At 61.5% G+C, this 23,406-nt stretch carries 25 protein-coding genes and 1 tRNA gene; 13 read left to right on the plus strand and 13 right to left on the minus strand.

Annotated features, from left to right (window positions below):
• The first annotated feature begins 65 nt into the window (after positions 1 to 65).
• From ffh to leuC, 9 genes are all read left to right on the plus strand, one after another.
• Positions 66 to 1,652, plus strand: a complete 1,587-nt coding sequence (ffh, locus tag NL154_RS20130; protein ID WP_210633015.1) for a signal recognition particle protein — start codon at positions 66 to 68, stop codon at positions 1,650 to 1,652.
• A 16-nt stretch (positions 1,653 to 1,668) separates the two neighbouring features.
• Positions 1,669 to 1,989: a chorismate mutase gene (locus NL154_RS20135; RefSeq protein WP_011427149.1), complete on the plus strand. Its 321-nt coding sequence runs from the start codon at positions 1,669 to 1,671 to the stop codon at positions 1,987 to 1,989.
• A 48-nt stretch (positions 1,990 to 2,037) separates the two neighbouring features.
• Positions 2,038 to 2,409 (plus strand): 30S ribosomal protein S16, encoded by a 372-nt coding sequence (gene rpsP, locus NL154_RS20140; protein WP_434733245.1) that lies wholly within the window; start codon positions 2,038 to 2,040, stop codon positions 2,407 to 2,409.
• A 115-nt stretch (positions 2,410 to 2,524) separates the two neighbouring features.
• Positions 2,525 to 3,091 (plus strand): ribosome maturation factor RimM, encoded by a 567-nt coding sequence (gene rimM, locus NL154_RS20145; RefSeq protein ID WP_210633016.1) that lies wholly within the window; start codon positions 2,525 to 2,527, stop codon positions 3,089 to 3,091.
• On the plus strand, positions 3,091 to 3,792 hold the full coding sequence (trmD, locus tag NL154_RS20150) for a tRNA (guanosine(37)-N1)-methyltransferase TrmD (protein ID WP_210633017.1): 702 nt from the start codon (positions 3,091 to 3,093) through the stop codon (positions 3,790 to 3,792). Before rimM ends, trmD begins: the two co-directional genes overlap by 1 nt.
• 210 nt (positions 3,793 to 4,002) lie before the next feature.
• Positions 4,003 to 4,545 carry a 50S ribosomal protein L19 gene (rplS, locus tag NL154_RS20155; protein WP_064805537.1) on the plus strand — a complete coding sequence of 181 codons (543 nt, stop codon included), beginning with the start codon at positions 4,003 to 4,005 and terminating at the stop codon, positions 4,543 to 4,545.
• 137 nt (positions 4,546 to 4,682) lie between these two features.
• Positions 4,683 to 5,480: a transporter substrate-binding domain-containing protein gene (locus NL154_RS20160; RefSeq protein WP_434733246.1), complete on the plus strand. Its 798-nt coding sequence runs from the start codon at positions 4,683 to 4,685 to the stop codon at positions 5,478 to 5,480.
• 11 nt (positions 5,481 to 5,491) lie between these two features.
• Complete coding sequence (locus NL154_RS20165; RefSeq protein ID WP_221154773.1) at positions 5,492 to 6,310, plus strand: amino acid ABC transporter permease; 819 nt, start codon at positions 5,492 to 5,494, stop codon at positions 6,308 to 6,310.
• Positions 6,311 to 6,585: 275 nt separating this feature from the next.
• Positions 6,586 to 7,995: a 3-isopropylmalate dehydratase large subunit gene (gene leuC / locus NL154_RS20170; protein ID WP_221146137.1), complete on the plus strand. Its 1,410-nt coding sequence runs from the start codon at positions 6,586 to 6,588 to the stop codon at positions 7,993 to 7,995.
• Positions 7,996 to 8,102: 107 nt separating this feature from the next.
• On the opposite strand, the gene NL154_RS20175 is transcribed toward leuC, so the two are convergent.
• Positions 8,103 to 8,933: an aldo/keto reductase gene (locus NL154_RS20175; RefSeq protein ID WP_210633021.1), complete on the minus strand. Its 831-nt coding sequence runs from the start codon at positions 8,931 to 8,933 to the stop codon at positions 8,103 to 8,105.
• Positions 8,934 to 9,064: 131 nt separating this feature from the next.
• Positions 9,065 to 9,586 carry a L,D-transpeptidase family protein gene (locus NL154_RS20180; protein ID WP_221146139.1) on the minus strand — a complete coding sequence of 174 codons (522 nt, stop codon included), beginning with the start codon at positions 9,584 to 9,586 and terminating at the stop codon, positions 9,065 to 9,067.
• 168 nt (positions 9,587 to 9,754) lie between these two features.
• On the opposite strand from NL154_RS20180, the gene NL154_RS20185 reads away from it, so the two are divergent.
• Together NL154_RS20185 and NL154_RS20190 are read left to right on the plus strand one after the other, a co-directional pair.
• Positions 9,755 to 10,438, plus strand: coding sequence for a response regulator transcription factor (locus NL154_RS20185; RefSeq protein WP_210633023.1), 684 nt, complete (start codon positions 9,755 to 9,757; stop codon positions 10,436 to 10,438).
• A gap of 136 nt (positions 10,439 to 10,574) precedes the next feature.
• Positions 10,575 to 11,030 (plus strand): cyclic nucleotide-binding domain-containing protein, encoded by a 456-nt coding sequence (locus tag NL154_RS20190; RefSeq protein ID WP_221154774.1) that lies wholly within the window; start codon positions 10,575 to 10,577, stop codon positions 11,028 to 11,030.
• A gap of 6 nt (positions 11,031 to 11,036) precedes the next feature.
• On the opposite strand, the gene NL154_RS20195 is transcribed toward NL154_RS20190, so the two are convergent.
• The 6 genes from NL154_RS20195 to tesB form a co-directional block, all read right to left on the minus strand.
• On the minus strand, positions 11,037 to 11,840 hold the full coding sequence (locus NL154_RS20195; protein WP_434734117.1) for an exodeoxyribonuclease III: 804 nt from the start codon (positions 11,838 to 11,840) through the stop codon (positions 11,037 to 11,039).
• A 150-nt stretch (positions 11,841 to 11,990) separates the two neighbouring features.
• On the minus strand, positions 11,991 to 12,659 hold the full coding sequence (locus tag NL154_RS20200; protein ID WP_210633026.1) for an outer membrane lipoprotein carrier protein LolA: 669 nt from the start codon (positions 12,657 to 12,659) through the stop codon (positions 11,991 to 11,993).
• Positions 12,660 to 12,798: 139 nt separating this feature from the next.
• The gene (locus tag NL154_RS20205) at positions 12,799 to 15,468 is read right to left on the minus strand and encodes an FtsK/SpoIIIE family DNA translocase (RefSeq protein ID WP_221163856.1); all 2,670 of its coding nucleotides are present in this window, start codon (positions 15,466 to 15,468) and stop codon (positions 12,799 to 12,801) included.
• A 271-nt stretch (positions 15,469 to 15,739) separates the two neighbouring features.
• The gene (locus tag NL154_RS20210; RefSeq protein ID WP_221163857.1) at positions 15,740 to 17,164 is read right to left on the minus strand and encodes an ammonium transporter; all 1,425 of its coding nucleotides are present in this window, start codon (positions 17,162 to 17,164) and stop codon (positions 15,740 to 15,742) included.
• Between the two features lie 25 nt (positions 17,165 to 17,189).
• Positions 17,190 to 17,540, minus strand: coding sequence for a P-II family nitrogen regulator (locus NL154_RS20215; RefSeq protein ID WP_003543684.1), 351 nt, complete (start codon positions 17,538 to 17,540; stop codon positions 17,190 to 17,192).
• Between the two features lie 210 nt (positions 17,541 to 17,750).
• Entirely contained in the window at positions 17,751 to 18,635 is an 885-nt protein-coding gene (gene tesB, locus NL154_RS20220; RefSeq protein ID WP_210633029.1) for an acyl-CoA thioesterase II, read from the minus strand.
• Between the two features lie 84 nt (positions 18,636 to 18,719).
• On the opposite strand from tesB, the gene NL154_RS20225 reads away from it, so the two are divergent.
• Positions 18,720 to 19,934 carry a ubiquinone biosynthesis hydroxylase gene (locus tag NL154_RS20225; protein ID WP_210633030.1) on the plus strand — a complete coding sequence of 405 codons (1,215 nt, stop codon included), beginning with the start codon at positions 18,720 to 18,722 and terminating at the stop codon, positions 19,932 to 19,934.
• Between the two features lie 15 nt (positions 19,935 to 19,949).
• On the opposite strand, the gene NL154_RS20230 is transcribed toward NL154_RS20225, so the two are convergent.
• From NL154_RS20230 to NL154_RS20245, 4 genes are all read right to left on the minus strand, one after another.
• On the minus strand, positions 19,950 to 20,138 hold the full coding sequence (locus NL154_RS20230; protein WP_003567459.1) for a Trm112 family protein: 189 nt from the start codon (positions 20,136 to 20,138) through the stop codon (positions 19,950 to 19,952).
• 9 nt (positions 20,139 to 20,147) lie between these two features.
• Entirely contained in the window at positions 20,148 to 20,834 is a 687-nt protein-coding gene (locus NL154_RS20235; protein WP_176536246.1) for an LON peptidase substrate-binding domain-containing protein, read from the minus strand.
• Positions 20,835 to 20,908: 74 nt separating this feature from the next.
• A complete protein-coding gene (gene trxA / locus NL154_RS20240) occupies positions 20,909 to 21,883 on the minus strand; it encodes a thioredoxin (protein WP_210633031.1) in 975 nt (324 codons plus the stop codon).
• Positions 21,884 to 21,939: 56 nt separating this feature from the next.
• Positions 21,940 to 22,449: a prolyl-tRNA synthetase associated domain-containing protein gene (locus NL154_RS20245; RefSeq protein ID WP_210633032.1), complete on the minus strand. Its 510-nt coding sequence runs from the start codon at positions 22,447 to 22,449 to the stop codon at positions 21,940 to 21,942.
• A 257-nt stretch (positions 22,450 to 22,706) separates the two neighbouring features.
• Between NL154_RS20245 and NL154_RS20250 the strand changes: the two genes are divergently transcribed.
• Positions 22,707 to 22,781, plus strand: a tRNA-Gly gene (locus NL154_RS20250).
• A gap of 53 nt (positions 22,782 to 22,834) precedes the next feature.
• On the opposite strand, the gene NL154_RS20255 is transcribed toward NL154_RS20250, so the two are convergent.
• The gene (locus NL154_RS20255; protein ID WP_434733247.1) at positions 22,835 to 23,395 is read right to left on the minus strand and encodes a DsbA family protein; all 561 of its coding nucleotides are present in this window, start codon (positions 23,393 to 23,395) and stop codon (positions 22,835 to 22,837) included.
• Positions 23,396 to 23,406: the final 11 nt, after the last annotated feature.

The following is a 23,406-nucleotide window of genomic DNA, read 5'->3' on the forward strand; positions in this document are numbered from 1 at the left end:
GTCAAGGAAAAGCACGACGTTTCCGGGCATATCGAACCCGCCCGAAACGTATCAAGGAAGAGCCGATGTTTGAAAACCTCCAGGACCGTCTTGGATCCATTCTGAATGGACTGACAGGCCGTGGCGCGCTTTCGGAAGCCGATGTTTCCGCTGCGCTGCGCGAGGTTCGCCGTGCGCTGCTGGAAGCCGACGTCGCGCTCGACGTCGTGCGCTCCTTCACCGACCGCGTGCGTGAAAAGGCCGTCGGCGCCGAGATCCTGAAGTCGATCAAACCCGGCCAGATGGTCGTCAAGATCGTCCATGACGAACTGATCGAGATGCTGGGTGGCGAAGGTGTGGGCATCGATCTGCATGCGCCGGCCCCCGTCGTGGTCATGATGGTCGGCCTGCAGGGCTCGGGCAAAACGACGACGACCGCCAAGATCGCCAATCGTCTGTCGACGCGCGACAAGAAAAAGGTGCTGATGGCATCGCTCGACACGCGCCGTCCCGCCGCGCAAGAGCAGCTTCGCCAGCTCGGCGCCCAGGCCAATATCGACACGTTGCCGATCATCGCAGGCCAGTCGCCGACCGATATCGCCGCCCGCGCCGTGCAGGCGGCCAAGCTCGGTGGCCACGACGTCGTCATCCTCGATACCGCCGGCCGCACGCATATCGACGAGCCCTTGATGGTCGAAATGGCCGACATCAAGAAAAAGTCGAACCCGCATGAAATCCTGCTGGTCGCCGATAGCCTCACCGGTCAGGACGCCGTCAATCTCGCCCGCAACTTCGACGAACGCGTCGGCATCACCGGCCTCGTGCTGACCCGCATGGACGGCGACGGCCGTGGCGGTGCTGCCCTTTCGATGCGCGCCGTCACCGGCAAGCCGATCAAGCTGATCGGCGTCGGCGAGAAGATGAGCGAGCTCGAGGAGTTCCATCCCCGCCGCATCGCCGACCGCATCCTCGGCATGGGCGACATCGTTTCGCTCGTCGAGCGCGCGGCCGAAAACATCGACGCCGAGAAGGCGGCCGCCATGGCCGCCAAGATGGCCAAGGGCAAGTTCGACCTCGACGATCTCGCCGATCAGCTGCGCCAGATGCAGAAGATGGGCGGCATGGGCGGCATCATGGGCATGATGCCCGGCATGGCCGGCATGAAGGACAAGATGGCCGCCGCCGGCCTCGACGATAAGCTTTTCGGCCGCCAGATCGCCATCATCCAATCGATGACCAAGGCCGAGCGCGCCAATCCCGACCTGCTCAAGCATTCGCGCAAGAAGCGCATCGCCGCCGGTTCCGGCACCGATGCCGCCGCCATCAACAAGCTTCTGAAGATGCACCGCCAGATGGCTGATATGATGAAGATGATGGGCGGCAAGGGCAAAGGCGGCCTGATGAAGCAGATGATGGGCGGCCTTGCCGGCAAGATGGGGCTTGGCGGCGGCCTGGGTGGCATGGGGGGCGGCATGCCCGATCTCTCGAATATCGATCCTCGCCAGCTCGAAGCCCTGCAGAAGCAGGCGGAAGCGGCGGGGCTTGGAAAGCCGGGTGGGGGTATGCCCGGTCTCGGCGGCCTGCCGGGTGGTTTGCCGGGCCTCGGCGGCGCCAAGCTGCCGGGTCTTGGCGGTGGTTTCCCGGGATTGCCCGGCTTGCCGAAGAAGAAGTGAAAGGATCGTTTGCCCCATGATTGATCCAGACGTCAAAGCCCAGCTCGCGAGCTATCGTCAGTCGATCGACAATATCGATGCCGCTCTCGTGCACATGCTGGCCGAACGCTTCCGCTGCACCAAAGAGGTCGGCGTGCTGAAGGCCAAATACAATCTGCCGCCGGCCGATCCGGCGCGCGAGGAATACCAGATCGAACGCCTTCGCCAGCTGGCGAAGGCCGCCAATCTGGATCCGGATTTCGCCGAGAAGTTCCTGAACTTCGTCATCAAGGAAGTCATCCGGCATCATGAGCAGATCGCTGCGGATCACGCTGAACAGAGCGCCGCAGCCCGATAACCCTGCCGCCCTACGAAGCGGTCAAGAACAGCCTAAGGAGTAAAGAACATGGCCCTGAAAATTCGTCTCGCCCGCGGTGGCTCCAAGAAGCGTCCCTATTACCACGTCGTGCTCGCCGATGCGCGCAGCCCGCGTGACGGCCGCTTCCTCGAAAACCTCGGCTCCTGGAACCCGATGCTTGCCAAGGACGATGAGAAGCGCGTTCAGCTGAACGCCGAGCGCATCAAGCACTGGCTCGACAACGGTGCCCAGCCGACCGACCGCGTTCTGCGCTTCCTCGACGAAGCCGGCGTTGCCAAGCGTGAAGCCAAGAACAACCCCGTCAAGGCGAAGCCGGGCAAGCGCGCCCAGGAACGTGCCGCCGAAAAGGCTCAGAAGGCCGCCGACGCCGCCGCTGCTTCCGCCGACGCTGCGGAATAATCGCAACCTTCCTTTCTTAGACGGGCGGCATGGCGACATGCCGCCCGTTTTCGTTTCCAATCGCCCGCACTTCGTTTATGAGAAACCTGTCTTTCGGCTTCACATGAAGGAACCCATGACAAAGCTTGAAAACCCGGTTTTGATGGCGACGATCGGTGGCGCGCAGGGCCTCAGGGGCGAGGTGCGCGCCAAGGCCTATACGGCCGATCCGACCGCGCTCGGCGATTACGGCCTTCTGCACAGCATGGACGGACGCAGCTTCGAAATCCTCGAGATCCGCGAGATGAAGAACGTCGTCGTCGTCCGCTTCCGTGGCATCAACGACCGCAACGCCGCCGAAGCGCTGAACGGACTTGAACTCTATATCGAGCGAGACAACCTGCCGGACGAGGAGCTCGAGGACGACGAATTTTACTATGCCGATCTCGAAGGGCTCGAAGCGCTTGATGACAAGGGCGTCAGCTACGGAACGGTCTCCGGCGTCTTCGATTTCGGCGCCGGCGATCTCCTGGAGCTCAAGGGCCCGGGCAAGCGCCCGGTTCTCATTCCCTTCTCGGAAGCCTCCGTACTGGAAATCGATCTCGAAGCCGGTACGCTGCTGATCGACCCGCTGGCGGCGGGACTGGTCGACGAACCCGAGCTTTCGCAGTTCACCGCCGGCAAGCCGAAAAAGAAGAAATAATGGCTTTCCGGGCACGCGTACTGACACTTTATCCGGAAATGTTTCCGGGACATCTTGGCTTCTCGCTTGCCGGCAAGGCGATGGAGCGGGGGCAATGGTCGCTGGATCTGGTGCAGATCCGCGATTTCGCCACCGACAGACACCGCACCGTCGACGACACCCCGGCCGGCGGCGGCGCCGGCATGGTGCTGAAGGCTGACGTTCTCGCCCGCGCGATCGACAGTGCCGGTGAAAATGATCCCCGGCCGCGCCTGCTGATGAGCCCGCGCGGCCGGCCGCTGACGCAGCAGCGCGTGCGTGAGCTTGCGACGGGTGACGGCGTCATCATCGTCTGCGGTCGCTTCGAGGGCGTCGACCAACGGGTGATCGAGGCGCGCGGACTGGAAGAGGTCTCGATCGGCGATTACGTGCTGTCGGGCGGCGAGCCGGCGGCGCTGATCCTGCTTGATGCGATCATCCGCATCCTGCCCGGCGTCATGGGCAACGATCTTTCCGGCCTGCACGAAAGCTTCGAGGGCGGGCTGCTGGAACATCCCCATTATACCCGGCCACAAGAGTGGGAAGGCCGGGAAATTCCCTCCGTCTTGACCTCCGGCAACCACGGTGCCATCGAGAAGTGGCGCCACCAGGAAGCGGTGCGGCTGACGCGGGAACGGCGGCCGGACCTGCTCGATCGCGCTAAAACCGAGAAAAACGGCTGATTTCGCCGTCCTTTTCACAAAAATGTCGTGTGAGGGATGACAAGCCCCGGCCTTTCGTGTAATGGCGCACGCGGAAATGGGGTTAGCCCCGTCTGCCAGCAAACAAAGAATGGCGAATCCGCTCCCGTCCGCAAGGGCAAACTCCGGAGGCATCGACCGAAGGACAGTGTGAGCGCTCTGGCTGTTTCAGAAGAACCAAAGGTTGAGACGATGAACATCATCCAGCAGCTCGAGGCCGAACAGGCCGCCAAGATCGAAGCCAAGCGCACCCTCCCCGAATTCTCCCCGGGCGACACCGTCCGCGTCAACGTCAAGGTCACGGAAGGCAACCGTACCCGCGTCCAGGCCTATGAAGGCGTTTGCATCGCCCGCTCCGGCGGCGGCCTGCAGGAAAACTTCACGGTTCGCAAGATCTCCTACGGCGAAGGCGTCGAGCGCGTATTCCCGGTCTACTCGCCGATGATCGAAAGCGTCGACGTCGTTCGCCGCGGTAAGGTCCGTCGCGCCAAGCTCTATTACCTCCGCGACCGTCGCGGCAAGTCGGCTCGTATCGTTGAAGACACCGGCGTTCGCGCCCGCAAGCTCAACGACGCCGAGCGCGCTGCTGTCGCCGAGGAAAAAGCCCGTATCGAAGCCGAGAAGGTTGCAGCCGCCCAGGCACTCGCCGCCGAAAAGGCAGCAGCAGAAGCTGCGGAAGCCAAGGCCGCTGCCGAAGCAGCTGCTGCGGCCGAAGCCGAGAAGGCCGCAGAATAAGATCTGCGCAAAATTCTGTTTCTGGAAAGGCGGTCTTCGGATCGCCTTTTCTATTTTTTGCGCTTGCGCATGACCGGCGGCCTTGCCTTCGGCAGGTCATCCGTGACAATTTTGCCGTTCAATTTTGGAGCCGTTCTATGCTGTTTCGTCGCACCGTTCTCGCAATCTTCGCCGCCCTTGTGCTTGCACCTATAGCCGCATCGGCCGCCGAGCTGCCGGATCTCGGCGGCAAGAGCGTCATCGTCGTCACCGAGAATGCCTATCCGCCGCTGCAGTTCGTCGATCCGAAATCCGGCAAGGCGATCGGCTGGGAATATGATGCGATGAACGAGATCGCCAAGCGGCTGAACTTCAAGGTCGAATATCAGAACACCAGCTGGGACGCGATGATCCAGGCGGTTTCCGACGGCCAGTACAACATCGGCATGACCGGCATCACCATCAAGGACGACCGTAAGCAGAAGGTCGACTTCTCCGATCCCTATATGCGCTCGCAGCAATTCATGCTGGTACGCGGTGATGAGAAGCGCTTCGCCGACGCCAAGTCCTTCGGTGAATTCAAGGACGGCCTGATCGGCGCTCAGCCCGGCACCTCGCCTTTCTACACCGCCGTCTATGAGATCCTCGACGGCAACGAACAGAACCCGCGCATCAAGCTATTCGAAACCTTCGGTGCAACCGTGCAGGCCCTGAAGACCGGCGACGTCGATCTCGTCCTCACCGACAGCGTCGCCGCCAAGGGTTATGTCGATTCCTCGAACGGCGCCCTGAAGGTGGTTGGCGAACCGCTCGGCACCGAGGATTTCGGCTTCATCTTCCCGAAGGGCTCTGATCTCGTCGCCCCTGTCAATGCCGCCATCGCAGCGCTGAAAGCTGACGGCACCTTCGAGGCGCTGAACAAGAAGTGGTTCCTCGACTACAAAATGGGCGAATAATCCCCCGAGCAATGGCGCCACAACCATACCCGCGACAGGAGAAGGAAGACCGCCCTTGGTGGCTGGCCCTCCTTATCCTGATCGGCATCGTCCTCGCAGTCGTCATCGTCACCAACGATATTTATGCGCAGGTCTTCCAGACCGTGGTCAACGGCGCAGGCATTACCGTGTTCGTGACACTGGTCGCCTTCATGCTGGCGACAGTGCTTGGTCTCGGTATCTCGCTGCTTGGCCTGTCCGACAGCATCGTGCTGCGTCAGGTCGCCCGTTTCTACATCGAGATCATCCGCGGCATCCCGATCCTGGTGCTGCTCTTCTACATCGCCTTCGTCGGCGCACCCGGTTTCGTCGCGGCCTATAACTTCATGATCACACCCCTGGTGAAATCAGGCGTTACGGAACCGATTCTGGTGCGCGACCTGTCGCTGATGTGGCGCGCCATCATTGCGTTGATGATCGGCTATTCCTCCTTCATTGCCGAGATCTTCCGCGCCGGTTTCCAGTCCGTCGATATCGGTCAGATCGAGGCGGCCAAGTCGCTCGGCCTGTCGCGCTACCGCCGATTCCGGCTCGTTGTGTTCCCGCAGGCGATCCGGGTCATCCTCCCGCCGCTCTCCAACGATTTCGTCTCGATGGTGAAGGATTCGTCCCTCGTTTCGGTGCTCGGCGTGGCCGACATCACGCAGATGGGCAAGGTCTATGCCTCCGGCTCCTTCCGCTTCTTCGAGACCTACTCGATCGTCACCTATATCTACCTGATCCTGACGATCGGCCTGTCGCTTTTCCTGCGGCGGGTCGAGAAGAAGATGAAGCAGATGCCGCGGCGCTAGAGCACTTTGCCTCCATGCGGACGCGCCAAGGATGCGCTTCACGATTCGAATTGCCGTTTCGATCAAAAATCGCTATATCCAGCGCCATGGAATCCAAGTTCAGTTGCATTGGCGCGCATATTTTCGTGCTGCAGGATCATTATCGCCTGCCGGCGCGATTCTTCGCATGCGTCTCCGGTGCGCTCAACAGCCGACTTCGTTGATCGAATGACGGCCAGCGGAGCCTGATCCGCTTTTTCCGATTTTCCAAAGCTTCCAAAAACGGACTTACCGCCATGAGCGCACCGCGTACCCTCTACGACAAGATCTGGGACGACCACCTGGTCGACGAGCAGGCAGACGGCACCTGTCTTCTCTACATCGACCGCCATCTGGTCCATGAAGTCACCTCGCCGCAGGCTTTCGAAGGCCTGCGCATGTCCGGCCGCAAGGTTCGCGCCCCGGAAAAGACGCTCGCCGTTGTCGACCACAACGTTCCCACCTCGGCCGACCGCCATCTCGGCATCAAGAACGAGGAAAGCCGCATCCAGGTCGAGCAGCTCGCCAAGAACGCCGCCGAGTTCAACGTCGAATATTATTCCGAGAACGATAAGCGCCAGGGCATCGTCCACATCATCGGGCCGGAACAGGGCTTCACCCTGCCGGGCATGACGATCGTCTGCGGCGACAGCCACACCTCTACCCATGGCGCCTTCGGCTCGCTCGCCCACGGCATCGGCACGTCCGAGGTCGAGCACGTTCTCGCCACCCAGACGCTGATCCAGAAGAAGGCCAAGAACATGCTGGTGCAGGTCGACGGCCAGCTGCCGGCAGGCGTCACCGCCAAGGATATCGTTCTGGCCATCATCGGCGAGATCGGCACCGCTGGCGGCACCGGCTACGTCATCGAATATGCCGGCGAAGCGATCCGTTCGCTGTCGATGGAAGGCCGCATGACGATCTGCAACATGTCGATCGAAGGCGGCGCCCGCGCCGGCCTCATTGCCCCTGACGAAATCACCTTCGAATATATCAAGGGCAAGCCGCGCGCGCCGAAGGGCGAAGCGCTGGAACAGGCGATCGCCTATTGGAAGACGCTGAAATCAGACGAAGGCGCTCATTTCGACCGCATCGTCAAGCTGAACGCCGCCGAACTGCCGCCGATCGTCTCCTGGGGTTCTTCTCCTGAGGATGTCGTCTCCGTCCAGGGCATCGTGCCGAACCCGGATGAAATCCAGGACGAAACCAAGCGTGCCTCCAAGTGGCGTGCGCTTGACTATATGGGCCTGAAGCCGGGCACGAAGATGACCGACATCGCTGTCGATCGCGTCTTCATCGGCTCGTGCACCAACGGCCGCATCGAAGACCTGCGCGCCGCTGCCAAGGTCGTCGAGGGCAAGACCGTCGCCTCGACCGTCAACGCGATGATCGTTCCGGGCTCCGGCCTCGTCAAGGAACAGGCAGAAGCCGAAGGCCTCGACAAGATCTTCAAGGCCGCCGGCTTTGACTGGCGCGAGCCGGGCTGCTCCATGTGCCTTGCCATGAACGACGACCGGCTGAAGCCGGGCGAGCGTTGCGCCTCGACGTCGAACCGCAATTTCGAAGGCCGTCAGGGCTTCAAGGGCCGCACGCATCTCGTCTCGCCGGCCATGGCAGCCGCCGCCGCGATCGCCGGGCACTTCGTCGATATCCGCGAATGGAACTGACCCGCCGGGCGGAATGAAAGATAAAGCCGCCCGGTGCGTCTCAGCGCATCGGGCGGCTTCTTATATGGCGCTGTCGGCAGCCGATCGACGGTATTCAGCAACGGCGATCAGAAAGCCGCCGTCATCGGATCCGGCCCCATGCGGGCGCCGGCGCTGTCGAGTTTGGCGATCGCCGCCATGTCGTCGGCATCGAGCTTGAAATCGAACACCTGGAAGTTTTCTTCGATGCGCGACGGCGTCACCGATTTCGGGATGACGACGAGACCGGTATCGATATGCCAGCGGATGATGACCTGGGCCGGCGTCTTCCCATGCTTGTTGGCGATCTCGCCGATGACCTTGTTCGAGATGAATTTGCCTTGGCCGAGCGGGCTCCAGGATTCGGTGGCGATATTCAGTTTCTTGTGAGCCTCCTGCGCCGCCTTCTGCTGGAAGTCGGGGTGCAGCTCGATCTGATTGATGACCGGAACGACGCCGGTCTCGCCGATGATGCGCTCGAGATGTTCGGGATAGAAATTCGACACGCCGATCGAGCGGGCGCGGCCCTCTTCGCGGATGCGCACGAATGCCTTCCAGGTCTCGGTGTAGAGGCCGCGATGCGGCGACGGCCAGTGAATGAGATAGAGGTCGACATAGTCGGAGCCAAGTTTCTTGAGACTGCCGTCGAAGGCCCGCAACGCATTGTCGTAGCCCTGGTCGGTATTCCTGAGCTTGGTGGTGACGAAGATATCCTTGCGGTCGAGGCCCGACGAGCGGATACCTTCGCCCACACCCTCTTCATTATCGTAACCCGAAGCCGTATCGATATGCCGATAGCCTGCGGCAATGGCAGTGCGTACCGTCGGCGCGGCAATCTCCTGCGGCGTCTGCCACACGCCGAGACCGACCTGGGGAATGGAATGTCCGTCATGGAAAGTGATGATGGGTTGAGCGGTCACAATATATCTCCGGGAGTTTGAAGAATTGGACGAGGCATGGATTGCGCCCGCACCTGCGGACGTCCCGGAACGCATTTCAGCCGGAGCGTCCGGTCACCGGAACCATATAGGTGGCGGCAGCTTGAAGACAATCAGAGGACCCGGACAATCGTTCCCTTTCGAAGGTGGGGCAGAAGGCGGCGCATGTCACGCAGGCTTACGGCCACGCAGCCGGCCGTCGGCTCGTAGCCCGGCCTGATGAGATGGAAGAAGATCGCCGAACCGCGATGGCGCGCCCGCGAGGAAATGTTCCAGTCCATGACAAGGCAGATATCGTAGAGACCGTCGCTGCGCCGCATCTCCTCATGACTTGCCCCGAATGGCGCCCGCACGAGGCGGTTGTAGTTGGCGTTGCCGGGCTGGTCGCACCAGAGCATGTCTGCGCGGATGCGGCGAATGGGAAGCGAGGTGATGAGTTGACCGTTTTGTTCACCGCGCCGGAAACCGGAAATCAGCCGCATCGCCGCGATTGGCGTGGCGCCGTCGCCCTCGCGTTTCAGGATGGTACGGCCCGATCGGCCGATTGCGGCAGGGACGGTGATTGCGCCGAACCGAACGATGGCGCGGCTCTTCTTCCCTGGAGCGGGCCGCACCATGATCGTTGATGGCCGCATGCCCCGGCTCCGCCTTGCTTTTTCCATTTTTCTCGCATGTCTTGCATTGCCTGGTGCCTTGATTGAAATCATATGAAAAGCTGCGCGGCAACAGCCCCGCCGGCCGATCCTTGCCAAAGCTGCAATTTGGCGTAGGACTAGGGGACTTAACTTTGAGGATGCAACGGCATGACCGCACGCACCATTCTTCTGGTGGATGACGACGAGGACCTTCGTCAGACCTTGACGGAGCAATTGTCGCTTTATGAGGAATTCACGGTTCTGCAGGAAGCCAGCGCCGGCAAAGGTGTTGCGACCGCCCGTTCGACGCCGGTCGACCTCTTGATCATGGATGTCGGCCTGCCCGACATGGACGGCCGCGAAGCGGTGAAGCTCTTGCGCAAGGGCGGCTTCAAGGCGCCGATCATCATGCTGACCGGCCACGATACCGATTCGGACACGATCCTCGGCCTCGAAGCCGGCGCCAACGACTACGTCACCAAGCCCTTCCGCTTCGCTGTGCTGCTCGCGCGCATCCGTGTACAATTGCGCCAGCACGAGCAGAGCGAGGACGCGACCTTCACCGTCGGCCCCTATCTCTTCAAGCCGAGTCAGAAACTGCTTACCACCGACAACGGCCAGAAGATCCGCCTGACGGAAAAGGAAGCGGCGATCATCCGCTATCTCTACCGTGCCGAGCAGAAGGTCGTCACCCGCGACGTGCTTCTTGAAGAGGTCTGGGGCTATAACTCAGGTGTAACGACGCACACGCTGGAAACCCACGTCTACCGGCTGCGCCAGAAGATCGAGCGCGATCCCTCCAACGCCGAAATTCTGGTGACGGAAAACGGCGGCTACAAGATCATACCCTAGAGCATTCCGTTTCCCCAAATCACGGAGATGCTCTATCTCTTTGTTTTCACGCAATTCCCGGCAAGAGCGTTTCACGCTTTGCTTGGCAAATCCGCCAGGCACTTTTGCCGGAGTTGCTCTAAGGCGAAAAGCCGGCATGGCGCTGACCGACGACATTCATCTGCTTTCCCAGCTTCCGCTGTTCAAGGACATGAGCGAGGACCAGCTGCGGCTGATCGCCTTCGGCGCCGACCGGCGCATGATCGCCGCCGGCCAGATGCTGTTCCGCCAGGGCTCGCCGGCCGAAAGCGCTTATGTCGTCTTGAGCGGCAGCCTCGAACTCAGCACGATGAGCAGCGACGGCATGCAGCGGGCGGAGGCGGTCGCCGGGCAGGGAACACTGATTTCCGAACTGGCGCTGGTCACCCTGGTGGAGCGCAAGTTCACTGCAATCGCACGCGAGGACACGAGCATCATCCGCATCACTCGCGCCCTCTTCCATCGACTGCTTGAGGAATATCCCGATGCGGCCCGTCTGATCGAAAACCGCATCCGCGACAACCTCGCCGAACTTGCAGCCATGGCGGCAAGCCAGTTCCATCGATTCAGCTGAACCTTGTCAGAAGTCGAAATGCGCTGTCACCGGCACATGGTCCGACGGCCGATCCCAGCCGCGCGCCTCCTTCAGGATCTCGATCCGCTGGAGATGCGGCCCGAGATCCGATGACGACCAGATATGGTCGAGCCGGCGGCCGCGATCGGCCGCCTCCCAGTCCTTGGCGCGGTAGCTCCACCAGGTATAAAGCTTCTCGCTTGCCGGCACGTGCTGGCGCATGAGATCGAGCCAAGCGCCGCGCTTCATCACCTCGAGCAGCCCGTCGGTTTCGACGGGCGTATGGCTGACGATTTTCAGCAGTTGCTTGTGCGACCAGACATCGTGCTCCAGCGGAGCGATGTTGAGGTCACCGACCAGGATGGCGGAGGTGTTAGCCTCGCCATTCGCTTTCAAGAGCTTCATCTCCTCGATGAAATCGAGCTTGTGGCCGAATTTCGGATTGATCATGCGATCGGGCTCGTCGCCGCCGGCCGGGACGTAAAAATTGTGCAGCCGGACACGGCGGTTGCCGCGCTCGAACACCGCCGATATGTGGCGGGCATCGCCGACGCCGCAATAATCCTGCCGGTGATCCTCCGTCAGCGGAATGCGCGAGGCGATTGCGACCCCGTGATACCCCTTCTGGCCGTGGATGATGATGTGATCGTAGCCCATCGCCCGCAAAGGTGCTGCCGGGAAGAGCTCGTTCGGCACCTTGGTCTCCTGCAGGCAGAGAATGTCAGGCCTCTGTTTGAGCACGAGCTGCTCCACGATCGGCATGCGCAGACGTACCGAATTGATGTTCCAGGTGGTGATCGAAAAGCCCATGCCCATGCCCTCTCGCGTCAACTTCGCATGCCAGTCGAACCACAGAACTGTGGCTCGACGCGACGCACTTTCATGAAAGGGCTTTAAAACAAAGGCGGGCAGGAAGAAACCGGCAGCGTGCAAAAGCCCCAGTCGATCAACCGAAAACCCTCAGTCTCGTGAAGCTGCCGTGCCCGGAATGCTCTCATAGGGCACCCGGAAGACCCGGTCGTCGAACTGCACACCCGTCTTGACGTTGAAGATCATCACCGACGTATCCTTGCCCTGGTTGTCGGTGATCGTCCACTGGCGCAGATCATAGGTCTTCGGATCGAACATCATGGTGATCGTCGAGTTTCCGAACACGGTATTGTTGCCGAGCGCGATCGTCGTCAGGTCCGACTCCTCCTTCACACCCTTCACCATGCCGGCCGAAAGGTCGATATGTTGCGCCAGGAGCAGGCTGAGCGGAGTCTTCGAGAGCGGATAGAGATCCCAGGTCTTGAGCTTAGTATTGCCGATGGCGACGTTCTTGCCGTCGGCGATCACCCGCATTGGCGACGGATCGTCATAGTTGAAGCGCAGCTTGCCGGGACGCTGGATGAAGAACTTGCCGCCGGTCTGCTCGCCGCGCGGACCGAACTGGACGAATTCGCCCTGCATCGTCGTGACGCCGGAGAAATGATCGGCGATTGCCTGCGCGGTGCCGGAAGCGGGCGCTGCCGCTTGTGCGATGGCGCTGAGAGGGACGGCGCTCGCCACAGCAGCGACGGCGAAAGCGCCGAGAAGATCGCGGCGCGTCATCGCCAGGCCGGAGAGGAAGGAATCGGAGTTACGCATCTAAATCTCCTTAATGCGATCTGCATGCCGCCGAAAGGCGGCGTCTTCAAGGCGTTGCGATCGGCGCGCGAAAAGCAGCGACATCGATGCCACCGCGTTTCCGCCAAAAGGGCCTCATCAGAAATATATGGCGCTTGTCTCAGCGGTCGAGGATGTCGCCCTCGGTCGGAACGAGGATTTCTCGTTTGCCGGCGTGGTTGGCCGGCCCGATGATGCCTTCCTTCTCCATGCGCTCGATCAGCGACGCAGCGCGGTTGTAGCCGATACCAAGCCGGCGTTGAACGTAAGAAGTCGAAGCCTTGCCGTCGCGCAGCACGATGGCGACGGCCTGATCGTAGGGATCTTCCGAATCCGAAAGGTTCGACGTGCCGGCCGGACCGCCGCCGCCGTAATCGCCGTCCTCTTCGTCATCGGCGGTGATCGCATCGAGATATTGCGGCGAGCCCTGCGTCTTCAGGTAGGAGACGATCTCTTCCACCTCGACATCCGAAACGAACGGGCCGTGGACGCGCTGGATGCGCCCTCCGCCCGCCATATAGAGCATGTCGCCCATGCCGAGCAGCTGTTCGGCACCCTGTTCGCCAAGAATTGTGCGGCTGTCGATCTTCGAGGTGACCTGGAATGAGATGCGGGTCGGAAAGTTCGCCTTGATCGTGCCGGTAATGACGTCGACCGATGGACGCTGGGTCGCCATGATCACGTGGATGCCGGCCGCACGCGCCATCTGCGCCAGGCGCTGGACCGCCCCTTCGATGTCCTTGCCGGCGACCATCATCAGATCGGCCATCTCGTCGATGATGACCACGATATAGGGCATCGGCTTGAGGTCGAATTCCTCGGTCTCGTACATGGCCTCGCCGGTATGGCGGTCGAAGCCGGTCTGCACCGTGCGGGAGATAACCTCGCCCTTCGACAGCGCCTGTTCGACGCGCGTGTTGAAGCCGTCGATGTTGCGCACGCCGATCTTCGACATCTTCTTGTAGCGTTCTTCCATCTCGCGCACGGTCCATTTGAGCGCGACGACGGCCTTCTTCGGATCGGTGACAACAGGCGAAAGCAGATGCGGAATGCCGTCATAGACGGAGAGTTCGAGCATCTTCGGGTCGATCATGATCAGCCGGCACTGTTCCGGCGTCATGCGGTAGAGCAGCGACAGGATCATCGTGTTGATGGCGACCGATTTGCCCGAACCGGTGGTGCCGGCGACGAGCAGATGCGGCATCTTGGCGAGGTCGGCGATGACGGCTTCTCCGCCGATCGTCTTGCCGAGCGCCATGGCGAGCTTGGCCTTGCTGCCGTCGAAATCGCGGGAGGCGATCAATTCGCGGAGATAGACGGTCTCGCGCGTCTGGTTCGGCAATTCGATACCGATCGCATTGCGGCCCGGCACGACGGCGACGCGGGCGGCAATGGCGCTCATCGAGCGGGCGATGTCGTCGGCGAGGCCGATGACGCGCGACGATTTGATGCCGGGCGCCGGCTCCAGTTCGTACAGCGTGACGACCGGGCCTGGGCGGACGTGAATGATCTCGCCCTTGACGCCGAAATCCTCCAGCACACCCTCGAGCATGCGGGCATTCTGCTCCAGCGCATCGGCCGACAGTGTCGAATCGCGCACCACGTTCCTGGGCTCGGCGAGCAAATGCATCGAGGGAAGCTGGAAACCCTCGGGACGAATGAACGAACCCTGCGCTTCCCGTTCGACCCGGGCACCGGGCTTCGGACGCGTGATCGCCGGGACGACGCGTGGTTCCGGCTTGGCGGCGGCTTTTGCCGGCGCGCGGATCGTCCAGTCGTCATCATCGTCGTCGGGCAGAATGTCGGCCGGACGCGGCGGCATGTCGGTATCGAAGGGCGGATCGTCGTCCTCATCCTCGTCGTCGATGGAAAGCGACGGCGCGGCGACGACGCGGCGGGGCGAAGCCGAGCGCGGCTCCATCGATGGCTCCAGGCGCTCGCCGCGGACGGCCGGCGCTTTGGGGCGGACCGGTTCGTTCAGTGTGCCGAATTCATCGTCGTTGAAATCATAAGGCGACTCGAAATCGCCCTGGCGCCGCTGGCGCGGTCCCATGCCGAAGAGCCGGCGCAGTCGGCCCTGGCTCATGAACCATGCATGCGTCATGGCGCCGCTGAACGCAACCCAGCGCGATTCGTCCTCTTCCTCGTCCTCGTCTCCGACCACCCGCGCCTTGCTTGTTGTCTCGACGTAATCGTCCTCGGTTTCGTCATCGGCGCTGCGGCCGACGAGGCCTGATGCGAAGAGCATCATCCAGGCCGTCGGTACAGCAAAAATGCAGCCGACGACCATGGCGAAGGTGCCGGTTGGATAAGCGCCGACGAAGAGTGCGGGAAAGCGCAGGATCATATCGCCGATGACGCCGCCGATGCCGTTCGGGATCGGCCAGGTGAGCGGCGGCGGAAAACAGCCGATGACGGCGGACGAAAGCACCGAGCCGGCAAGCCAGGCGCCGATGCGGACGGGAATGCGGTCGAAGCGACGACCGGAGATCATCGTCAGCGCCCAGGCAACGATCGGCAGCATCGCCACGACACTGGCAAGCCCCAGAAACTGCATGACGATATCGGCAAAGGCGGCACCGCTGTAGCCGAGAACATTCGTCGGCAGGTTGGCGGTGGCGTAGGAATAGCTCGGATCGGCGACATTCCATGTCGCCAGCGCCGCAACTGAGAAAGCCAGCAGCACAAAGATCGCAAAGCCGATGAGTGCCTGGATCTGCCGCAGCATGAATGCCGAGAAGGAGAACCGATCCGGACGGCCATCCATTGCCGGCGACGTGCTTCTTGCCATGTGTCTAACCCGTCCAATGCCTGAGGGCAGGCGAATCGCCGAAGCCTCGCCATGCCAAATGCGTCCGCTCTACCTAACCAGAGCGGGGTTAAAGTGATGTTAACCATGCAAGTACCGGCACGCATTCCGGCCGATAAAAAAAAAGCCCGAACCTTTGAAGGTCCGGGCCAAATGCGGTCTACGAGCTTTTCCGGGTCTAACCCGGAAAAGCTCGAGGTAGGCCGCGACGGGCCGTGTGGGGCGCCCTCATGCGGGGCGCCCGAAGCCGATGTTACGAGTGATAGGCGGCTTCGCCGTGGGTCGAGAGGTCGAGACCTTCGCGCTCGGCTTCGACGGAGACCCGCAGGCCGATGACGACGTCGACGATCTTGTAGAGGATCGCCGAACCGATGCCCGACCACAGAAGCGTGGTGAGAACACCCTTCGCCTGGTTCAGGACCTGGGTTGCCGTGCCGGCATAGGTGGCGGCGAAATCAGCCGTCGAATAGTCGACGATGCCTGCACCGCCCAGCGCCGGATTGACGAGGATGCCGGTGCCGAGAGCGCCGATGATGCCGCCGACGCAATGGACGCCGAAGACGTCGAGGCTGTCGTCATAGTTGAACTTGTTCTTCACGACGTCGACGAAGAAGTAGCAGATCGGCGAGACGACGAGACCGAGAACGATCGAGCCCATCGGGCCGGCAAAACCTGCCGCCGGCGTGATGGCGACGAGACCGGCGACGGCACCCGAAGCGCCGCCGAGCATCGAGGCCTTGCCGCGGGCGAGGCTTTCGACGATGCACCAGGACACGGCGGCGGCGGCCGTCGCGACGAAGGTGTTGATCATGGCAAGCGATGCGTAGCCATTGGCTTCGAGGTTGGAGCCGGCGTTGAAGCCGAACCAGCCGACCCAGAGCAGCGAGGCACCGACCATGGTCAGCGTCATCGAATGCGGGGCCATGATTTCCTTCTTATAGCCGGTGCGCTTGCCGAGCATGATGGCGCCGATAAGGCCGGCGATACCGGCATTGATGTGAACGACCGTGCCGCCGGCGAAGTCGATTGCGCCGTAAGAGAAGATCAGGCCGGCCGGTGCGCTGTAGGAGCTCGGGCCGCCCCAGAACCAGACCATGTGCGCCATCGGGAAGTAGATGAAGGTGACCCAAAGCACGACGAAGAGCATGACCGCCGAGAACTTGACGCGTTCGGCGAAGGCGCCGACGATCAGACCGGGCGTGATGCAGGCGAAGGTCATCTGGAAGACGATGAAGGTGTATTCGGGAATGGCGACGCCCTTCGAGAAGGTTTCGGCGAGCGACGAGGTGTTGACGCCGGCGAGGAAGGCCTTGGAGAAGCCGCCGATGAAGCTGTTCAGCGAACCGCCGTCGGTGAAGGCGAGCGAATAGCCGTAGGTCACCCAGATCAGCGACACGACAGCCGTGATCATGAAGACCTGCATCAGCACGGAGAGCATGTTTTTGGCGCGCACGAGACCGCCGTAGAAAAGCGCAAGGCCGGGGATGGTCATCAGAAGGACGAGCGCCGAGGAGACGAGCATCCAGGTATTGTCACCCTTGTCCATGGTGAAGGCAGGAGCAGCGGCGGCAGCGGCTGGCGCGGCAGTCTCCTGCGCAAAAGCAACGGCCGGCGCAAGAAGCGCGGCCGATGCTGCGCCGACCCGCGCAAAGGTGGAAGAAAACTTCGAGATTGACATTGGAAAAGGCTCCTTGATCTGCCGTTTACAGCGCTTCTGAATCGGTTTCGCCCGTACGGATGCGCACGGCATGGTCGATCGAATAGACGAAAATCTTGCCGTCACCGATCTGGCCGGTCTTGGCCGATGCCGCGATGGCTTCGACCGCCCTGTCGACAAGTTCCGATGCAACCGCGATTTCGATCTTGAGCTTCGGCAGGAAGCTGACCGCATATTCGGTGCCGCGATAAATTTCGGTATGTCCCTTTTGACGTCCGTAACCCTTCACTTCGGTTACGGTCAGGCCCTGAATGCCGATCGCCGTAAGCGCTTCGCGGACCTCATCGAGCTTGAACGGCTTGATAATAGCCATCACAATTTTCATCTGGTTTCCCATCCTTCGTTATCCTCGGCGCGGAGCCGACTCTCCTTGCCGCTGACGTTCCTGAACAGCGACCGGCGATATACATTCAAAGGACGTGCCAGATTCGAAGCCGAAGTTAACTTATTGAAAAATAAATGTTATAATTGGCAATACCAATAAACAGGCAATTGATCGAGCAATAAGCGCACAAATAATGCGCAAATTTGCAAATATGCCCGTTATTTATTCATTTGCCTTTTTCCGAATCAATCCTTCTTGCGCGACGGATGCGATCAACACACCTGTTCGCGTGAACAGGCTGCCGCGAGTCAATCCCCTGGCGCCCGAAGCCGAGGGGCTGTCCTGCGTATAAAGCAGCCAGTCGTCGAGCTTGCACGGCCGGTGGAACCACATGGAGTGATCGAGACTTGCGACCTGCAGGCTCTGATCGAAGATAGACGTTCCGTGCGCATAAAGCGACGTATCGAGCAGCGTCATGTCAGAGAGATAGGCCAGCACCGCAGCCTGATAGAGCCGGTCATCGGGAATCGGACCGGTGGCGCGCACCCAGACATCCTGCCGGGGGTCGAGTTTCCTGTCGGAAAAATAATGGGTCAGCGAGACGGGGCGGATCTCGATCGGCCGCTCGCGCTCCCAGTATTTCCGGATCGCTTCCGGCGCATGCGCAAGAAATTGCTCCTTGATCTGCTGTTCGCCGAGCACCTCTTCGGGCATTGCCACGTCGGGCATGGCGACCTGATGGTCGAAGCCCGCTTCCTCCAACTGGAAAGAAGCCGACAGCGCGAAGATCGCTTTGCCGTGCTGGATCGCGACGACCCGCCGGGTATTGAAGCTCGATCCGTCGCGGATGCGCTCCACCTGGTAGATGATCGGCACCGAGGGATCGCCGGGGCGCATGAAGTAAGCGTGCAGCGAATGGACGAAGCGCTCGGACCCGATGGTACGCTGTGCCGCCATCAGCGCCTGGCCGATCACTTGGCCGCCGAAGACCCGCTGCCAGCCGACCTGCGGACTGCGGCCGCGGAAGATATCGACCTCGATCGGCTCGAGATCGAGCGTCGCAAGCAGCCTCTCCATCGCCGAGGGCTCGGTCGTCTCGCGCGTCATTTTGTATGCCTCCCGGCGGTAGGAAGTGAAGTTGCGATGATCTATATAGATCACATCTGAGGCACAAGGTACGGGAGCGGCGCGATGCTGGATATGCTGGTTGTGGGCGCGGGGTATGTCGGCCTTTCCGCGGCGGTCGCGGTCAAGCAGGCAGCGCCCCATCTGAACGTCACGGTCGTGGAGGCCGCCCCAGAGCATGTCTGGAAAAACGATACGCGCGCCTCAGCCATCATCGCGGCGGCCTCAAAGATGCTCGACGTCTTCGGCATCTGGAACGAGATAGAGCCGGAAGCGCAGCCGATCACCAAGATGATCGTCACCGATTCCAGGACCTCCGATCCGGTCCGTCCCGTATTCCTGACGTTCGACGGCGAAGTGGAGGAAGGCCGGCCCTTCGCACACATGATCCCGAACGTTGCCATGGTGGCAGCACTGCGCGGCCTCTGCGAGCGGCTCGGCATCGACATCCGCCACGGGCTTGGGGCGACCGAATTCAAAACCCACGACAGCCATGCCGACGTCACGCTTTCGGACGGCAGCACGCTGGAATCCCGGCTGGTGGTTGCCTGCGACGGCGTGCGCTCGAGGCTGCGCGATCTCGCCGGCATCAGGACCGTCACCTGGGACTACGGCCAGTCCGGCATTGTCGCGACCGTCGAACATGAGCGGCCGCATGACGGCTGTGCCGAGGAGCATTTTTTGCCGGCCGGCCCCTTCGCCATCCTGCCCCTCAGGAACAACCGCTCCTCGCTCGTCTGGACGGAACGCACGCATGATGCCGACAGGCTGGTTGCCGCCGACGATCTGATCTTCGAGGAGGAACTGGAACGCCGCTTCGGCCACAAACTCGGGGCGCTGAAGGTCATCGGCGACAAACGCGCCTTTCCGCTCGGCCTGACGCTTGCCCGCTCCTTCGTTGCTCCGCGTCTGGCGCTGGCCGGTGACGCCGCGCATGGCATCCATCCGATCTCAGGGCAAGGGCTCAATCTCGGCTTCAAGGACGTGGCAGCGCTCGCCGAAACGATTGTCGAGGCCGACCGCCTCGGTCTCGATATCGGCTCGATCAACATCCTCGAGCGTTACCAGACCTGGCGGCGCTTCGACACCTTCCGTATGGGAGTGACGACCGACGTGCTGAACCGGCTCTTCTCCAACGACGCAATGCCGATCCGTATCGCCCGCGACGTTGGTCTCGGCATCGTCGACCGGCTGCCGCGTCTCAAATCCTTCTTCATCAGCCAGGCGGCCGGAACAGCGGCAAAGGATAATCCGCGGCTGCTGGCCGGTCAGACGATTTAGCCGAATTCGGAGAGGCTATTCGTCGAGGCGGCGGGCCTCGGACACCAGCATGATCGGAATGCCGTCACGGATCGGATAGGCAAGCTGCGCCTTTTCCGAGACAAGCTCATTATGTTCGCGATCATAGGAAAGCCGGCCCTTGGAGAGCGGACAGACCAGGAGTTCCAGCAGTTTCGGATCGACGCGGCTCAGTTTTTCGTCCATGGCCGCAGTCTACTGCAGAACCGTATCGGAGTCACCGAAGACCCGCGCCAGCACGATTTCGGTAATGGCGATCAGCGTCTCGGCCCGTGTCTTCAGGTCCGGCGCCTCCAGGAGCGCCTGCTTTTCAGCCGGCCCGAACGGCGACATCATGGCAAGTGAATTGACGAGCGTCAGGTTGCTGGCCCGCTCGACGCTCTCCCAGTCGGCCTCCAGCTTATTGGCATCGAGATATGCCTTGAAGGCGGTCAGCAGCGCCGTACGGTCGACCGCCTCCTCCTCGTTTTCAGCCGAGAGATCGGCAATGAAGGGCGCGATGCGGAAGGTGCGGAAGGGATCGCTGGTCACCTTCTCCTCCAGGAGCCGGAAGCGGCAGACGCCGGTCAGCGACACGATATAGCGCCCGTCGCCGGTCTCGGCAAATGAGGTGATGCGACCGAGGCAGCCGACGGCGGCAAGATTGTGCTCGCCGCCCTTGTCCTCATGTTCGCCGAGTGCCGGCTGGACCATGCCGATCAGCCGGTTTCCGGCAAGTGCTGCATCCAGCATCGCCAGATAACGCGGCTCGAAGATGTTGAGGGGAAGCTGCCCGGCGGGCAGGAGGAGGGCCCCGGTCAGGGGGAAGACGGCGATCGCATCAGGCAGATCGCCCGGCTTCAGGTATCTGGCATTACCGACTTGCATGAAACCGTCCCGCATTCTGGTAGACGGGCGTGCCCGTCCTGACGAGAATGTGGTGCCCCCGCCCGAAAACGCAAGGGCGGATATTCATCTTAAGAGAACAGCATTGCCGAAAGCTTGCGCCGGGCGGCAACCGTCGCCGGATCCTTGAAACCCCAGACCTCGAAGAACTGCAGCAGTTGACGGCGGGCGCCGTCATCGTCGAAGGCGCGATCCTTGCGCATGATGAGAAGCAGATGTTCGGCGGCTTCCTCGCGCCGGCCTTCGACATTGCGGATCTTGGCGAGCTTCAGCCGCGCCTCGTGATGATCGGGATTGATGGCCAGTTCATGCTCGAGTGCCACGGGATCGCCGAGCTTGCGCGCCTCCTCGATCTGATCGAGCTTCTTCAGCACCGCCTGGATGCCGGCGTCCTTCGCCAGCTCTTCCGGCAGATCAGTCAGCGTTTCGCGCGCCCGCTGATGCTGGTTTGCGGCGATCATGCATTCGGCCATCCCGGCAAGCGCCTTGGCATTCTCGGGATCGGCCTGGATGACCGCGCCGTAAAGCTGCGCCGCCTCGTTGATGTTGCCGGCAGTGAGCAGCTCCGCCGCCTCCGTCAGCACGGCTTCGATCTCGGCCGCCTCATCAGCACCGGCAGGCCCGGCGATACGGTCGATGAACTGAGTGATCTGACTTTCCGGCACCGCGCCCATGAAGCCATCGGCCGGACGGCCGTTGACGAAGGCGATGACGGCCGGAATCGACTGGATGCCGAGCTGGCCGGCAATCGAGGGATGGTCGTCGATATTCATCTTGACCAGACGAACGCGGCCCTTGGCCTCATTGACCACCTTCTCCAGGACTGGCGTCAGCTGCTTGCACGGACCGCACCAGGGCGCCCAGAAATCGACCAGCACCGGCTGTTTGCGTGACGCCTCGATGACATCCTTGCCGAAATTCGCAGTCGTCGTGTCGGTGATGTAGCTGCCGGCCGCAGCCGCCGCTTCCGGCTGAGCGCCGAAGCTTGCCGTTGCCGACATCTGATTTCCGAAGGAACCGTTATAGGGGTTGTTGCTGCCGCTCATAGGTATCTCCCGCCGCGCCGATCCTGCCGGCATCATTGTAGCGCTAAAATCGTATGTCAGGACGTCACTTTCAAGACAAGCGGCTTATGTCCGGTCGCTTCCATAAAACGAACGAGGTCACCGCTCGCAATCGATGTCGTCGCATCGTTGGAGAGCGGATGGCAGTTGACGATCTCCTCTTCCATCAGATCGGCATCGAGCACGAAGGTGACGTTTCCTGCGGTATCGTTGATCGCGCCGAAGGCGGTGACCGCGCCCGGAATGACTCCCAGATACTCCATGAGCTTCTCCGCCCTGCCGAAGGAGACCCTGCCGGACCCGCCGATGATGGTGTGAACCTGCTTGAGGTCGACCTCGGCATTCTCCTCCACCGTCAGCAGAAAATACCGGTCCTTCTTGTCCCTGATGAACAGATTCTTGGTGTGGCCGCCGGGGATTTCATCGCGCAGCGCAACCGATTCGGCCACGGTAAAGACCGGCGCATGATCGACCGTCTTGTAAGCGATCCCTAGTCCGTCGAGGAAGGCGAACAATTCTTCTCTTGTCTTGGGGGTATTTTCGGACATCGGGCGATCCGTCGAATGAGGATAAGGAAAGTCGAGGCGTCCTGATTAAGTCCGTCCACAATGTTTGGCAATCTTCGCAACCGACGCTCTGCCCCCAGTTTTGCGGCCTTTCCCCGCCGCCTGGCCGGGCGCCAAAATTTTTCTTCGACTCTGCGTCATTTCCCTGTTGCATTTGAAAATCCGTTAGGCCATATAGCGCCCGTCGCCACGAGGCGGCGCCCACGGTCCAACGACTACCCCGGACCGATGCGGGTTGAGCGGGTGTAGCTCAGGGGTAGAGCACAACCTTGCCAAGGTTGGGGTCGAGGGTTCGAATCCCTTCGCCCGCTCCAGTTTCTCCGAAATAGCAGTGCTTATGGTTTTCCGGGCGTCAGCATAGCCGGCGTCATCGGCTCATTACCTTCTTCACCCAGGTATCGACCTCATCGCCACTGCTCACGTCCGCCTGCACCAGCCCGTTGATCATGAAGGTCGGCGAGACGTGGACGCCGTTTTGCCGGGCATATCTGCACTGCCATTTGATCTCCCGGTCGAGATCCGGGATTGCGAAGGCGTCCTTCAGCTCCACGCCGCTATAGCCCTCCAGACGCTCGATGATCTGATTTGGCGTGACGTCCATGTTCGGGCCGCCGGCGTGATGATCGAATTCGAATTCCTCCCGATGCGCGGCGACGGCGGCCATGACCTTCTTCGCCGTCTCCTTGCCGCCTTCCAGGGTCGAGGCTGCGATAATGCAGCGGACGATCACGCCGGAATACATATGCCAAGGCTGCGACTGTAGGCGAATTTTCACCGTGATCCTGTTTTCGCCCGCCTGATCGAGAAGGGTGTCCAGCTTGTTGAATGCCCTGGCGGAATAAGGGTCCGTCGGTTCGAGGAAGGCTTCGAATATGCGTGGGCCATTGCCCCAACTCAGGGGATCTGCGTGCCACGAAGCATCGGTCATGACGATGTCCT

It is taken from the genome of Rhizobium sp. YTUHZ044 (assembly GCF_051123975.1).
Taxonomy (GTDB): Bacteria; Pseudomonadota; Alphaproteobacteria; order Rhizobiales; family Rhizobiaceae; genus Rhizobium.

What these genes read in the sequence shown, in the direction of transcription:
- ffh (WP_210633015.1), top strand. Translation starts at nt 66, where the DNA reads ATGTTTGAAAACCTCCAGGACCGTCTTGGATCCATTCTGAATGGACTG.
- NL154_RS20135 (WP_011427149.1), top strand. Translation starts at nt 1,669, where the DNA reads ATGATTGATCCAGACGTCAAAGCCCAGCTCGCGAGCTATCGTCAGTCG.
- rpsP (WP_434733245.1), top strand. Translation starts at nt 2,038, where the DNA reads ATGGCCCTGAAAATTCGTCTCGCCCGCGGTGGCTCCAAGAAGCGTCCC.
- rimM (WP_210633016.1), top strand. Translation starts at nt 2,525, where the DNA reads ATGACAAAGCTTGAAAACCCGGTTTTGATGGCGACGATCGGTGGCGCG.
- trmD (WP_210633017.1), top strand. Translation starts at nt 3,091, where the DNA reads ATGGCTTTCCGGGCACGCGTACTGACACTTTATCCGGAAATGTTTCCG.
- rplS (WP_064805537.1), top strand. Translation starts at nt 4,003, where the DNA reads ATGAACATCATCCAGCAGCTCGAGGCCGAACAGGCCGCCAAGATCGAA.
- NL154_RS20160 (WP_434733246.1), top strand. Translation starts at nt 4,683, where the DNA reads ATGCTGTTTCGTCGCACCGTTCTCGCAATCTTCGCCGCCCTTGTGCTT.
- NL154_RS20165 (WP_221154773.1), top strand. Translation starts at nt 5,492, where the DNA reads ATGGCGCCACAACCATACCCGCGACAGGAGAAGGAAGACCGCCCTTGG.
- leuC (WP_221146137.1), top strand. Translation starts at nt 6,586, where the DNA reads ATGAGCGCACCGCGTACCCTCTACGACAAGATCTGGGACGACCACCTG.
- NL154_RS20180 (WP_221146139.1), bottom strand. Translation starts at nt 9,586, where the DNA reads ATGCGGCCATCAACGATCATGGTGCGGCCCGCTCCAGGGAAGAAGAGC.
- NL154_RS20185 (WP_210633023.1), top strand. Translation starts at nt 9,755, where the DNA reads ATGACCGCACGCACCATTCTTCTGGTGGATGACGACGAGGACCTTCGT.
- NL154_RS20190 (WP_221154774.1), top strand. Translation starts at nt 10,575, where the DNA reads ATGGCGCTGACCGACGACATTCATCTGCTTTCCCAGCTTCCGCTGTTC.
- NL154_RS20195 (WP_434734117.1), bottom strand. Translation starts at nt 11,840, where the DNA reads ATGGGCTTTTCGATCACCACCTGGAACATCAATTCGGTACGTCTGCGC.
- NL154_RS20200 (WP_210633026.1), bottom strand. Translation starts at nt 12,659, where the DNA reads ATGCGTAACTCCGATTCCTTCCTCTCCGGCCTGGCGATGACGCGCCGC.
- NL154_RS20205 (WP_221163856.1), bottom strand. Translation starts at nt 15,468, where the DNA reads ATGGCAAGAAGCACGTCGCCGGCAATGGATGGCCGTCCGGATCGGTTC.
- NL154_RS20210 (WP_221163857.1), bottom strand. Translation starts at nt 17,164, where the DNA reads ATGTCAATCTCGAAGTTTTCTTCCACCTTTGCGCGGGTCGGCGCAGCA.
- NL154_RS20215 (WP_003543684.1), bottom strand. Translation starts at nt 17,540, where the DNA reads ATGGGAAACCAGATGAAAATTGTGATGGCTATTATCAAGCCGTTCAAG.
- tesB (WP_210633029.1), bottom strand. Translation starts at nt 18,635, where the DNA reads ATGACGCGCGAGACGACCGAGCCCTCGGCGATGGAGAGGCTGCTTGCG.
- NL154_RS20225 (WP_210633030.1), top strand. Translation starts at nt 18,720, where the DNA reads ATGCTGGATATGCTGGTTGTGGGCGCGGGGTATGTCGGCCTTTCCGCG.
- NL154_RS20230 (WP_003567459.1), bottom strand. Translation starts at nt 20,138, where the DNA reads ATGGACGAAAAACTGAGCCGCGTCGATCCGAAACTGCTGGAACTCCTG.
- NL154_RS20235 (WP_176536246.1), bottom strand. Translation starts at nt 20,834, where the DNA reads ATGCGGGACGGTTTCATGCAAGTCGGTAATGCCAGATACCTGAAGCCG.
- trxA (WP_210633031.1), bottom strand. Translation starts at nt 21,883, where the DNA reads ATGAGCGGCAGCAACAACCCCTATAACGGTTCCTTCGGAAATCAGATG.
- NL154_RS20245 (WP_210633032.1), bottom strand. Translation starts at nt 22,449, where the DNA reads ATGTCCGAAAATACCCCCAAGACAAGAGAAGAATTGTTCGCCTTCCTC.
- NL154_RS20255 (WP_434733247.1), bottom strand. Translation starts at nt 23,395, where the DNA reads ATGACCGATGCTTCGTGGCACGCAGATCCCCTGAGTTGGGGCAATGGC.